Raw genomic sequence first — 12,435 nt, forward strand, 5'->3', positions numbered from 1 at the left:
GCCTTCGAAGGCTCTTGGACGTGGAAATGGGGAAGGCCCTGCACCTGAATGCAGGGCCTTTCCATTTTGCCTGGCCATTTTCGGGCGTTTAGCTGCGCACAAGCTTTTCGTAGCTTTCTGCGATATCGCGGGTCAGCGCGCCGACTTCGAAATTGTAGTCACCGATCTGGCCGACAGGCGTGACCTCGGCGGCAGTGCCGGTCAGCCAGCACTGCTCGAAACCCTCTAGCTCCTCGGGCATGATATGCCGCTCATGCACGGCGACGCCCTTCTGGCCAAGCATGTCGATCACGGTCTGCCGCGTGATGCCGTTCAGGAAGCAATCGGCCTTGGGCGTATGCACCTCGCCATCCTTGACGAAGAACATGTTGGCCCCCGTCGCTTCGGCGACATAGCCGCGATAGTCGAACATCATCGCGTCCGAGCAGCCCTTGGCCTCGGCCGCGTGCTTGGACATGGTGCAGATCATGTAAAGCCCGGCCGCCTTGGCCTGGCTCGGGATCGTTTCGGGGCTGGGCCGCTTCCATTTGGAAATGTCGAGCTTCGCCCCCTTCATCTTGGCATCGCCATAATAGGCGCCCCATTCCCAAGTGGCGACCGCCATGCGCACGGGATTGCGCGCCGAGGCGACGCCCATATCCTCACCGGCCCCGCGCCACGCGAGCGCGCGGACATAGGCGTCCTTCTGGCCGTTCGCCTCCAGCGTCGCGGCCTTGGCGGCCTCGATCTCGTCCACGGTGTAGGGGATCTCGAAATCAATCAGTTCAGCCGATTTGCGCAGCCGCTCCGAATGGTCGCGCGATTTGAAAATCTTGCCGCCATAGGCGCGCTCGCCCTCGAATACGGAGCTCGCGTAATGCAGCGCATGGGTCAGGATATGGACCTTGGCATCGCGCCACTCGACCAATTGGCCATCCATCCAGATCTTTCCGTCACGATCATCGTAAGCGCCTGCCATCGTCTCGCTCCTTGCGTGGCTTTCGAGAAAATTGCGCGTATTAGGGCCGAAGCGGACATAATGTTGCGCAGAAACTGGGATTCGCTACCATTCGAGCCTTGGAATGTCAACAAGACTGACATAAATTGGACCGCAACGAAAAGACCTCTGGAGGCGAGCATGACTGAGGCGCAAGGCACGGCGCACCGATCGGGCGAAGCGCTGCTCTACCTGACCGATGAGCAGCTCCGCCAGGGAATCGAGGCGATGTTCTTCGCCTATCGCGGCTTTACCGCCGATCCCGACCGCATCCTCGAAGGCATGTCCTATGGCCGCGCCCATCACCGCGCGTTGCATTTCATCCAATGCGCGCCGGGCACGACGGTCAACAACCTGTTGATCATCCTGGGCGTGACCAAGCAATCGCTCAACCGCGTGCTGCGCACGTTGATCGAGGACGGGCTGGTCGAGAGCCATGTCGGGCGCAGCGACAAGCGCGAGCGGCATCTGACACTGACGGAGGCAGGCCAGGCGCTGGAACGAGAGCTTTCGGATGCGCAGCGGATGCGGATGCGCGATGCCTATCGCAAGGCCGGGCCGGAGGCCGTTGCAGGCTTCAAGACGGTGCTGGAGGCGATGATGGATGACGATATGCGCGCAGCCTATCTCGCATTGCGGGACGGGCGCTGATGGCCGATCCCGACGCTCACCTTCTGATCGTCGATGACGACGAACGCATTCGCGGGCTGTTGCAGAAGTTCCTCATACGCAACGGCTTTCTGGTCAGCGCGGCGCGTGATGCGGCGCATGCGCGGCGTATCCTTGCGGGGCTGGATTTCGACCTGATCGTGCTCGATGTGATGATGCCGGGCGAAGACGGGATCAGCCTGACACGGGCCATCCGCCAAGGCTCTAGCACGCCGATCCTGCTGCTCACCGCGCGGGCCGAGACAGAGGACCGCATCGCGGGGCTGGAGGCGGGGGCCGACGACTACCTCGCCAAGCCCTTCGAGCCAAAGGAACTGCTGCTCAGGATCAACGCGATCCTGCGGCGGATGCCCGAACAGGCCGCGGCCGATGGTGCGCCGAAATATCTGACGCTTGGGCCGATCCGCTACGATACCGAACGCGGCGAGATGTGGCGGGGCGACACGCTGGTGCGGCTCACCTCGACCGAGATCCAGCTGATGAAGGTGTTTGCCGCCCGCGCCGGCGAGCCCTTGAGCCGCGCGCAACTGGTCGAGGAGCTTGGCCGGGATCGCGGGCAGAGCCAGGAGCGGGCGGTCGATGTGCAGATCACGCGGCTGCGCCGCAAGCTCGAGGACAATCCCAGGCAGCCGCGATACCTGCAAACGGTGCGCGGCGCCGGATATATGCTTGCGCCCGATTGAGGCGTGGGGGTTTCTTGAGTATTCGGAATGAGAAGAAACAAGGGGAGACCCCATGGCGACCGCTTTGCTGACACATGCCGAGTGTCTCGATCATGTCACGCCCGATGGTCATCCGGAACGGGTGGCGCGGCTGGAGCATGTGTTGCACGCGCTGGAAGGGTTGGAACTGCGGCGCGAGACCGCGCCGGAGGTGAAAGAGGCTCATCTGCGCCATTGTCATCCGCAGGCCTATATCGACCGGGTCAGGGCGGCGGTTCCCGAGACCGGGCAGCGGCAACTGGATGCGGATACCTGGCTGTCGCCGGGATCGTGGCGCGCGGCATCCCGTGCGGCGGGCGCGGTCGTGCGCGCGGTGGATATGGTGCTGGGCGGCAAGGCGCCGAACGCCTTTTGCGCCATAAGGCCGCCGGGTCATCATGCCGAAACGGACACGCCCATGGGGTTTTGCCTCTTCGGCAATGTCGCCATCGGCGCGAAGCATGCGCTGGAGGCGCATGGGCTGTCGCGCGTCGCGGTGGTGGATTTCGATGTGCATCACGGCAATGGCACGCAGGATCTGCTGTGGAACGAGGCGCGGGCGCTGACGATCACAAGCCAGCAGATGCCGCTTTGGCCCGGCACCGGCGATCCGTCCGAGCGGGGGGCGCATGACAATGTGCTCAATATCCCGCTGGCGCCCGGCACCGGCGGGGCGGAGATGCGGGCCGTCTATGAGGCGCAGGTGTTTCCGCGGCTTCGCGAGTTCGCACCGGAGCTGTTGCTCCTGTCGGCGGGGTTCGATGCGCATCAGGACGACCCGCTTGCACAGCTGCGTTGGAGCACGGAGGATTTTCGCTTGCTGACGCGCGAGCTGTGCGGTCTGGCTGGCGAGCTGTGCGGCGGGCGCGTCGTCTCGACTTTGGAGGGCGGGTATGATTTGGCCTCGCTGGCGGACAGCGCGCGGGCGCATGTCGAGGAACTGATGGAGGCGGGCAGATGAGCGATACACCTGTTGAGGACATGAGCTTTGAAGCGGCGATGGCCGAGCTTGAAAAGGTCGTGGGTCAGCTGGAGCGGGGCGACGTGGCGCTGGAGCAGTCCATCGCGCTTTACGAGCGCGGCGCGGCGCTCAAGAAGCGCTGCGAGGCCAAGCTGAACGAGGCGCAGGAAAAGGTTGCCGCGATCACTCTTGATGCGGGCGGACAGCCGACCGGAACGCAGCCTGTCGATCCGCAGTGATCTGACGCGATGTTCGCCGATCTTCTGCGCCGCGATGCCGAGTTGATCGGCGCGCATCTCGCGCCTCTCTTGGCGGGCGGGCCAGACATTCCGTTGCAGCACGCGCTGCGTTATGCGCTGTCGGGGGGCAAGCGGTTGCGCGGGTTTCTGGTGCTGGAATCCGCGCGGCTTCACGGGGTCGCTTCGGAACGTGCGCTTTGGCCGGCGGCCGCGATCGAGGCGCTCCATGCCTATAGCCTCGTGCATGACGATCTGCCTTGCATGGACGATGACGATCTGCGCCGCGGGATGCCGACGGTACATCGCCGCTGGGATGAGGGCACGGCGGTTCTCGTTGGTGACGCGCTGCAGGCGCTGGGCTTCGAGCTTGTGTTGAACCCGGCCTGCCATGACGATCCGGCGGTGCGCGCCGATCTGGCGTTGAGCCTTGCGCGCGCGGCTGGGCGGTCTGGCATGGTGATGGGCCAGGCGCTCGATATCGAGGCGGAGGCGGCCGAAGCGCCGCTGACGCTGGAGCGGATCACCGAGCTTCAGGCGGGCAAGACCGGTGCGCTCATCGTCTGGTCTGCGGAGGCAGGGGCGCGGCTCGCCAGCGCGGACGAAGCGCCGATGAGGCGATACGCCGAGGCGCTGGGCCTTGCATTCCAGATTGCCGATGACATTCTGGACGTCGAGGGCGATGCCGCTACCATTGGCAAGGCCACGGGCAAGGATGCCGGGCGCGGCAAAGCGACCTTTGTTTCGCTGCTCGGACTCGATGGCGCAAAGCGGCGCGCCGCCGAACTTGTGGAGGCCGCATGCGATGCCTTGTCGCCTTTCGGTGACCGGGCGCGAAACTTGAATGACGCCGCGCGCTTCGTTATCTCGCGCGACACCTGACGCAACCCGGAGGCGCGGCTCATGTCGCATGAACCCGACACCCCGCTTTTGGACACGGTCGCATCGCCGGCCGATCTGAAGCGGTTTTCCGACCGCCAGCTCGGACAACTCGCCGAGGAATTGCGGCAGGAGACCATCGCCGCCGTGTCGCGCACCGGCGGTCATCTGGGCGCGGGGCTCGGGGTGATCGAGCTGACGGTCGCGCTGCATGCGGTGTTCGATACGCCGCGCGACAAGATCATCTGGGATGTCTCGCATCAATGCTATCCGCACAAAATCCTGACCGGGCGGCGGAGCCGGATGGGCACCCTGCGGCAGGAGAACGGGCTTTCAGGATTCACCAAGCGCTCGGAATCGCCCTACGATCCGTTCGGCGCGGCGCATAGCTCTACCTCGATTTCCGCCGCGCTCGGCTATGCCGTGGCGCGCGATCTGGGCGGAAGTTGCGAGGGCGGGCTGGGCGATGCGATTGCCGTGATCGGCGATGGCGCGATGAGTGCGGGCATGGCCTACGAGGCGATGAACAATGCCGGCGCGCTGGGCAAGCGGCTGATCGTCATTCTGAACGACAACGAGATGAGCATCGCGCCGCCCGTGGGGGCGCTGTCCTCCTACCTGTCGCAGCTTTACGCCGGTGCGCCGTTCCAGGATCTCAAGCAAGCGGCCAAGGGCGCGGTCAGCTTCCTGCCGGAGCCGTTCCGCGAGGGCGCGAAGCGCGCCAAGGACATGCTCAAGGGCATGGCCATCGGCGGCACGCTGTTCGAGGCGCTTGGCTTTTCCTATGTCGGGCCGATCGACGGGCATGATCTCGACCAGCTTCTGCCGCTTCTGCGCACGGTGAAGGACCGTGCCGACGGGCCGATCCTGCTGCATGTCGCCACGCGGAAGGGCAAGGGCTATCCGCCCGCCGAAGATGCCGCCGACAGGGGCCATGCGCGCGCGAAATTCGATGTGATCACCGGGGAGCAGAAAAAAGCGGCGTCCAATGCGCCCAGCTATACAAAAGTGTTCGCGCAGGCGCTGTTGCAGGAAGCGGCCGAGGATTCGCGGATTTGCGCGGTGACGGCGGCGATGCCCGATGGCACCGGGCTCGATCTTTTCGCCGAACGCTACCCGTCGCGTACCTTCGACGTGGGTATTGCCGAGCAGCATGGCGTGACCTTCTGCGCCGCGCTGGCCGCGGGCGGGATGAAGCCGTTCTGCGCGATGTATTCGACTTTTTTGCAGCGCGGTTACGATCAGGTCGTGCATGATGTGGCGATCCAGCGCCTGCCGGTGCGGTTCGCCATCGATCGCGCCGGGCTGGTCGGGGCCGATGGGGCGACCCATGCCGGCAGCTATGACATCGCCTACCTGTCGAATCTGCCCGGCTTTACAGTGATGGCCGCCGCCGATGAGGCGGAGCTCAAGCATATGGTTGCCACTGCTGCCGCGCATGACGGCGGCCCCATCGCCTTTCGCTATCCGCGCGGCGAGGGGCAAGGCGTGGAGATGCCCACGCGCGGCGAGGTGCTGGAGATCGGCAAGGGCCGGATGATTCGCGAGGGCAGCCGAGTCGCGATCCTGTCCTTCGGCACGCGGTTGGGCGAGGTGATGAAAGCCTGCGAGGCCCTCGGCGCGAAAGGGATCACGCCCACCGTGGCGGATGCGCGGTTCGCCAAGCCGCTGGACCGCGATCTGATCCTGACGCTGGCGCGGGAGCACGAGGCGCTCATCACCATCGAGGAAGGCGCGGTTGGCGGTTTCGGCAGCCATGTGGCGCAGCTTCTGGCCGAGGAAGCGGTGTTCGATGACGGTTTGAAGTTCCGGTCCATGGTCTTGCCGGATGTGTTCATCGATCAGGCCAGCCCTGCGCGCATGTATGAGATCGCCGGTCTCAGCGCGAAGCATATCGAGGCCAAGGTGCTCGACGTGCTGGACGTGGCCGCCTTGGGCAAGCGCGCCTAGAAAATCCCGAGGAACAGCGCAACGACGACGCCGAGGCTTGCGCCCATCAGGATATAGCCGCCGATCATCACGAAGCCATCGCGCACCATAAGGGCAAAGGCCGAGAGCGCGATGCCGGCGGCGCTGACCGATGTGAACATCGGCAGGATTTCCAGAAAGGGCCATGTCGCCGCGACAACGATGACGGCGAGAAGCGCAAGACGGTCGAGCGGCGGCGCGGTGAGCAGGCGAAGCCTGTCGCGGCTGCGCGCGTCGAGCCATGTCGCGGGTCGCCGTAGGAACCCGATGGCGCGGGACAGTTGGTCTGCCTTCAGCCGTCTGCCGGACAGAAACCGGGGAAGCCAGAGATGGCGCTTTCCGAAAAACGCCTGCGTGGCGATCGTCAGGATGATGAGCCCGCCCAAGGTGGGCATCAGCGGGATACCAGAGAGTGGCGAGACGAGTATGAGTGCAGGAACCAGAAGCGCGGCGCCGAACGAACGCGTGCCGACGCGATCGAGCATTTGCCGTATCGTCAGCCCATCCCGCGCATCAGGCGCGTCGGGGTCCGCCCCCGTTGCGGCGCTTTCAGGATCGAGCGCATCGAGCAGCTCGGTCAAGGACCGAGGCCCGGCGGGCTCTGTCACGACCCGTCCCGCTCGGCGTCGAACACGGCTTTCAGACCGCTGCGATAGTCCGGATATTTCAACGTCACGCCCAATTCGTCCTTGATCCGATCATTGCGAACGCGCTTGCTCTCAGCATAGAAACTGCGCGCCATGGGCGTCAATTCGGCGTCTTCGAACGGAATCTCGGGCGGCGGGTTCACGCCAAGCAACCGGGCCGCATATTCGATCACGTCCTGCGGCGGCGCAGGATCGTCGTCGCAGAGGTTATAGGCCGCGCCAGGGCTCGGGTGCATCATGGACGCTTCGAGCACCTGCGCGATATCCTCCACATGGATGCGGCTGAACACCTGTCCCGGTTTGATGATCCGCCGCGCCGTGCCGTTGCGCACCTTTGAAAACGGCCCCCGTCCGGGCCCGTAGATGCCGGCCAAGCGGAAGATATGAAGCGGCAGGCCGGGGATCGCCGCCCAGGCCGCTTCTGCATGCACCCGGCGGTGGCCACGCCGGGTCGCCGGGCTGAGCGGAGTATTTTCATCCACCCACCCGCCTTGCGCATCGCCGTAAACGCCCGTGGTCGACAGATAACCGACCCAGCTGAAACGGTCCGCCATCGCCTCTATATCCGGGCGCAGCAACGCAAGCGAAGGATCACTTGTGTCCGACGGGCCGGCTGATACGAGGATATGGCTCGCGTTTTCGAGCCAGGGCAGGATCGCGTCGCGATCCCACAGAAGCGGTGTGATCCCCTGCCCATGGAGTTCGTCGAAATTATCGGCGTCGCGCGTCGTTCCGGCGATCCGCCAGCCCTGCGGCACGAGCCGTTTGGCCAGATAGCTGGCGCTATAGCCATGCCCGAGCGAAAGTAGTGTCTTTTCCATAACTTAAATGTGATGCCCGGGCGAGGAATTGCAAGGCAAATGCACATCTGTCACATAAATGCGATCCCCTTTGCGGTTCCTGCGGTGCGTGATGCGTCAGCCCATCGACAGCAAATGCAGCAGTTGCGCCTCGCGCCGCCGCAACCCGGTCCGGTCCTCGGCGGCGCCGACCAGCCGTTCACGCTCCCGCGCGGAAAGATCGACGAGGTCGATCACCTTCGGGTGGATATAGGAGGATCGCGCAATCGATGGCGTGTTGTGCAACCGTTCCGCAGCGGCTTCGGACAGCGATTTGATCGTCGGTTTATCCCCGGCCAGTGCGGCGTCGAGCGCTGCGACCGACCCGTTCCAGGTGCGAAACGTCTTGGCGGTGAGCGCGCTGTTGTCGAGGTAATCGGTCAGAAACCCGTTGATCTGATCCGACGTGACCGACCGCGCCGCGCCATCCTCGTCGATCCAGCCGATGAGTTCCGGCCCCGGAAGATCATCGAGCCGCGTCAGCACCCGGTTCAGCGTCTGGTCCTTGAGCGTTTTCGTCACCATCTGCCCGCCCTTGCCGCGGTAGCGCAGGCGCAGCCGGTCGCCCGACAGGTCAAGATGCCGGGAGCGCAGTGTCGTCGCGCCATAGGTCTTGTTCTCGCGCGCATAATCCTGCGTCCCGATCCGCAAACCGGCGCGGTCGATCAGGGCCAGAACAGCCGCGATGGCAAAGGCGCGGTCGCCTGCATCGTTGTCGCGCAGATCCGACAGGATGCGGCGACGCAGTCGCGGCAGCGCTTCGCCGAAATCGGCAAGATGATCGTATTTCCGCGCCGCGCGGAACGCCGTCCAATCGGGGTGATAGCGATATTGCTTGCGCGTTCTGGCATCCCGCCCGGTGGCTTGCAAATGACCGGCGGGTAGGGGGCAGATCCAGACATCCTCCCAGGCGGGCGGTACGGCCAGGGCCGTGATCCGCTTGCGTTCGGTGCGGTCGGCTATACGCGTGCCATCGGGCGCCAGATACGAAAACCCGCGCCCGCGCCGCTGCCGGCGAATACCGGGGCGGTCATCGGGATAGTAGATCAGATCGGGCGCGTCGGACATGTCTCAAAACGCCAGCCGCGATGCGCCGGTTCCGGGCCGCGGGCAACCCATCTGCTTGAACCCGCCCCCTCTTGCTGTCACCTTGCGGGCCAAGCAAAGAACCGAAAAAAATGGGGCGCATATGCAGGATCGGTCGATCAATCTCGAAATCATGTCGCCCGATGCGCCGGCACCCGAAAAATTCGACGATGCCAAGGCAGCGGTTCAGCGCCTGCGCGATCTATACACGCTCTCGACCGATTTTCTATGCGAGGCCTTCCAAAGTGCGATGGACAAGGGCCATCCCGGCGTGCGTTACCGCGCCTTCTATCCCGAGGTTCGGATTACCACGACCAGTTTCGTCCAGGTGGACAGCCGCCTCAGCTTCGGCCATGTCTCGCATCCCGGCACCCATGCCGCGACGATCACCCGCCCCGACCTCTTTCGCAAATATCTCGAACAGCAGATCGGTCTTTTGATCGCCAACCACCATGTGCCGGTCCAGATCGGTCTGTCCGACACGCCGATGCCGGTTCATTTCGCCGTCGCCAACGAAGAAACGGTGACGGTGCCGCAGGAAGGCGCGGCCGATTTCACGCTGCGCGACGTGTTCGATGTGCCCGATCTCGGCACCACGAATGACGATATCGTCAACGGTGTCTCCAAGCCCGGCCCGAATGGCGAAGAGCCGCTCGCCCCGTTCACCGCGCAAAGGGTGGATTATTCGCTCGCACGCTTGGCGCATTACACCGCGACCGACCCGGAGCATTTCCAGAACTACGTTTTGTTCACGAATTACCAGTTCTACGTCGCCGAATTCGAAGCCTATGCGCGAGCGCAGCTTGCCGATCCGCAAAGCGGCTATACGAGCTTCGTCAGCACCGGAAATATTGAAATCACTTCGGCTGAGGATCCCATTCCCGAAGTACTCAAGATGCCGCAGATGCCGACATATCACCTGAAGCGGCCCGGCGGTGCGGGGATCACGCTGGTCAATATCGGCGTCGGCCCGTCCAACGCCAAGACGGCGACCGACCATATCGCCGTTCTGCGCCCCCACGCCTGGATGATGGTCGGCCATTGCGCGGGATTGCGCAATTCGCAGCGGCTCGGCGATTTCGTGCTGGCCCATGCCTATCTGCGCGAAGACAGCGTGCTCGACGACGATCTTCCGGTCTGGGTGCCGGTGCCCGCTCTGGCCGAAATCCAGATCGCGCTCGAACAGGCCGTTGCGCAGGAAACGCAGCTTCAGGGCTATGAGCTCAAGCGGATCATGCGCACCGGCACCGTGGCAAGCGTAGACAACCGCAACTGGGAACTGCGCGATCAGCGCGGCCCGGTGCAACGCCTCAGCCAGAGCCGCGCCATCGCGCTCGACATGGAAAGCGCGACCATCGCCGCCAATGGCTTCCGGTTCCGCGTGCCTTACGGAACGCTCCTTTGCGTCAGCGACAAGCCCTTGCAGGGGGAGTTGAAACTGCCGGGCATGGCGTCGGATTTCTACACCAAGCAGGTGGCGCGGCACCTGATGATCGGGATTCGCGCAATGGAGAATCTCCGCGAAATGCCATTGGAACGCATCTATAGCCGCAAGCTGCGCAGTTTCGAGGAGACCGCGTTTCTCTGACCGATTCTCTCTGAATCATCGCCAGCAACGCCGTTTCACGAGGATTTCAGGCCGAAACCTGTGGAAAACCGGTGAAATTCGCAGAAAACCCTTGCCAAGAGACCACCAATCGTTGTGTTTTGCCTCAATATACGGTTAGTTTTTGCACACGAGGCCCAAGATCGGGCAGTGAAGGAGACCACGAAATGGCGAAACCAATGACCAAGACCCAGCTTGTGGCCGCTCTGGCCGAAGAAATGGGCAGCGACAAGAAAACCGCAAGCTCTGCGCTGGACGCAGTCACCGGGATCATCACCAAGGAGGTGTCGAACGGCGGCGCCGTGACGCTCCCCGGTGTAGGCAAGATCTATTGCCGCGAACGCCCCGAACGCATGGTCCGCAACCCGGCCACGGGCGAGCAGTTCAAAAAAGACGCCGACAAGGTCGTGAAGATGACCATCGCGAAGGCGCTCAAGGACAGTGTAAACAACTGAGTTCACGCAATAAGACGAACACATGGCCCGCCTTTATAGGCGGGCTTTTTCGTTCGGTACGCGACGTCCGGCCATCGGAATTCCCGGAGTCTGAATCCGGGCGGCACGCAAAAGATGCAAAAGCTAAGGGGAAATTTTTTGGTGGAGCCTAGGGGGATCGAACCCCTGACCTCTTGCATGCCATGCAAGCGCTCTCCCAGCTGAGCTAAGGCCCCGATTGATGTGCGTTCAATTACGCAAAGCGGGGGGCGGGATCAAGCGCGATTCCGCCCCTTCGGAAAATTAATCTTCGTCCTCGGAGGCAACATCCGCGACCTCGTCGAGCGAGACGTTGTCGTCCTCGTCATCGTCCAGGACATCGTCATCGGCGAGCTCGACATCGACATCATCGTCGTCAAGAACATCCGCGTCCTGCGCTTCCTTGTCCTTGGCCTTGCTCTGGTGATCGGCTTCATCCGCCGCGATCATGCGGGTCTTGCCGGTATCCACCTCGACCACTTCGCCGGTATAGGGGCTGATGATCGGATCCTTGTTCAGGTCATAGAAGCGTTTGCCGGTGGTCGGGCAAAGGCGTTTGACGCCCCATTCTTCCTTGGGCATGGGTCATCCCCTTCAATTGCGTGGTCATATCGACAATCCGCGCCAACTGCCATAACAGCGAAGCCGTGTCAAAGGCTTTGCGGCGCGGATCGGATCGAGCGGTATATGGGCGTCAGAACGCTGCCGGGCAACCCGGATATTTCCATTTCGTTGCGCAGGAACGCGCGTTCCAAGCGGATGACCTTGCGGGTCTCCCGCATCGACGGCGCGGTGACATTGACCGTGCCGCGCGGTATCTCGGATCGCGAGGCGCTGGACTTCGCGGTGCAGCAGGAAAACTGGCTGCACCGACATCTGTCGACGCAGCCGGCGCATGTGCCGGTGGGGCCTGGAACGCGGCTGACGGTGGCGGGCGTTCCGATGACGGTGGAGCAGGGCACGGGAAAGCGGCTTCGCGCAGAAAGGGGGCGTCTGTCGCTGGCGGCTTCCGACCGGGCACTTTTGCAGCTTCGGGCCTGGCTCGCGGAACAGGCGCGGGCAGAACTGCGGCGCGCGTCGGATCGCTATGCGGCCGTGCTCGGGCGCGATTACAGCCGGCTGACATTGCGCGATCCGCGCTCGCGCTGGGGGTCATGTTCCTCTGCCGGGGCGCTGATGTATTCCTGGCGGCTGATCCTCGCGCCGCGCTTCGTGATGGACTACGTCGCTGCGCATGAGGTCGCGCATCTGGCGGAGATGAACCATTCACCGGCCTTCTGGGCGCTGGTCGAACGGCTTTACGGTCCGCATGAAAAGCCGCGCGACTGGCTGCGGCGCGAAGGACCGGGGCTTCACCGTTTCCGTTTCGAGGCTTGACCCCGCTGCCGGCTGTG

General features: G+C 63.7%; 14 protein-coding genes and 1 tRNA gene. 9 read left to right on the forward strand and 6 right to left on the reverse strand.

Annotation, left to right across the window (positions count from 1 at the left end; translation table 11 throughout):
- Positions 1-88 precede the first annotated feature (88 nt).
- Entirely contained in the window at positions 89-958 is an 870-nt protein-coding gene (locus M3465_RS06930; RefSeq protein WP_249501010.1) for a branched-chain amino acid aminotransferase, read from the reverse strand.
- Positions 959-1,117: 159 nt separating this feature from the next.
- Here M3465_RS06930 and M3465_RS06935 point away from each other — a divergent pair, with 159 nt between their 5' ends.
- The 6 genes from M3465_RS06935 to dxs are packed head-to-tail and all read left to right on the forward strand — an operon-like array spanning position 1,118 to position 6,372.
- Positions 1,118-1,627, forward strand: a complete 510-nt coding sequence (locus tag M3465_RS06935; RefSeq protein ID WP_249501011.1) for a MarR family winged helix-turn-helix transcriptional regulator — start codon at positions 1,118-1,120, stop codon at positions 1,625-1,627.
- Positions 1,627-2,328, forward strand: coding sequence for a response regulator (locus M3465_RS06940; protein WP_249501012.1), 702 nt, complete (start codon positions 1,627-1,629; stop codon positions 2,326-2,328). The genes M3465_RS06935 and M3465_RS06940 overlap by 1 nt, the downstream gene beginning before the upstream one ends.
- A gap of 52 nt (positions 2,329-2,380) precedes the next feature.
- Entirely contained in the window at positions 2,381-3,307 is a 927-nt protein-coding gene (locus tag M3465_RS06945; RefSeq protein WP_249501013.1) for a histone deacetylase family protein, read from the forward strand.
- A complete protein-coding gene (locus M3465_RS06950) occupies positions 3,304-3,546 on the forward strand; it encodes an exodeoxyribonuclease VII small subunit (protein WP_249501014.1) in 243 nt (80 codons plus the stop codon). Before M3465_RS06945 ends, M3465_RS06950 begins: the two co-directional genes overlap by 4 nt.
- 9 nt (positions 3,547-3,555) lie before the next feature.
- Positions 3,556-4,425 (forward strand): polyprenyl synthetase family protein, encoded by an 870-nt coding sequence (locus M3465_RS06955; RefSeq protein WP_249501015.1) that lies wholly within the window; start codon positions 3,556-3,558, stop codon positions 4,423-4,425.
- 21 nt (positions 4,426-4,446) lie between these two features.
- The gene (gene dxs / locus M3465_RS06960; RefSeq protein WP_249501016.1) at positions 4,447-6,372 is read left to right on the forward strand and encodes a 1-deoxy-D-xylulose-5-phosphate synthase; all 1,926 of its coding nucleotides are present in this window, start codon (positions 4,447-4,449) and stop codon (positions 6,370-6,372) included.
- On the opposite strand, the gene M3465_RS06965 is transcribed toward dxs, so the two are convergent.
- From M3465_RS06965 to M3465_RS06975, 3 genes are all read right to left on the reverse strand, one after another.
- Complete coding sequence (locus tag M3465_RS06965) at positions 6,369-6,998, reverse strand: exopolysaccharide biosynthesis protein (protein WP_249501017.1); 630 nt, start codon at positions 6,996-6,998, stop codon at positions 6,369-6,371. The genes dxs and M3465_RS06965 overlap by 4 nt on opposite strands.
- Positions 6,995-7,858 carry an SDR family oxidoreductase gene (locus M3465_RS06970; protein ID WP_249501018.1) on the reverse strand — a complete coding sequence of 288 codons (864 nt, stop codon included), beginning with the start codon at positions 7,856-7,858 and terminating at the stop codon, positions 6,995-6,997. Before M3465_RS06970 ends, M3465_RS06965 begins: the two co-directional genes overlap by 4 nt.
- Positions 7,859-7,954: 96 nt before the next feature.
- The gene (locus M3465_RS06975) at positions 7,955-8,944 is read right to left on the reverse strand and encodes a DNA topoisomerase IB (RefSeq protein ID WP_249501019.1); all 990 of its coding nucleotides are present in this window, start codon (positions 8,942-8,944) and stop codon (positions 7,955-7,957) included.
- Between the two features lie 121 nt (positions 8,945-9,065).
- On the opposite strand from M3465_RS06975, the gene M3465_RS06980 reads away from it, so the two are divergent.
- Entirely contained in the window at positions 9,066-10,550 is a 1,485-nt protein-coding gene (locus M3465_RS06980; protein WP_249501020.1) for an AMP nucleosidase, read from the forward strand.
- Positions 10,551-10,735: 185 nt separating this feature from the next.
- Entirely contained in the window at positions 10,736-11,023 is a 288-nt protein-coding gene (locus M3465_RS06985; protein ID WP_249501021.1) for an HU family DNA-binding protein, read from the forward strand.
- A gap of 139 nt (positions 11,024-11,162) precedes the next feature.
- Here the strand turns inward: M3465_RS06985 and M3465_RS06990 are convergent.
- Positions 11,163-11,238: transfer RNA gene (locus M3465_RS06990), tRNA-Ala, on the reverse strand.
- Positions 11,239-11,305: 67 nt separating this feature from the next.
- The gene (locus M3465_RS06995) at positions 11,306-11,623 is read right to left on the reverse strand and encodes a TIGR02300 family protein (RefSeq protein ID WP_249501022.1); all 318 of its coding nucleotides are present in this window, start codon (positions 11,621-11,623) and stop codon (positions 11,306-11,308) included.
- Between the two features lie 105 nt (positions 11,624-11,728).
- Between M3465_RS06995 and M3465_RS07000 the strand changes: the two genes are divergently transcribed.
- Entirely contained in the window at positions 11,729-12,418 is a 690-nt protein-coding gene (locus M3465_RS07000; protein ID WP_249501023.1) for a M48 family metallopeptidase, read from the forward strand.
- The last annotated feature ends 17 nt before the right edge of the window (positions 12,419-12,435 follow it).

Origin of the sequence: Marivita sp. GX14005 (genome assembly GCF_023370775.1) — a bacterium.
In the GTDB taxonomy this organism is placed as follows: Bacteria; Pseudomonadota; Alphaproteobacteria; order Rhodobacterales; family Rhodobacteraceae; genus Marivita.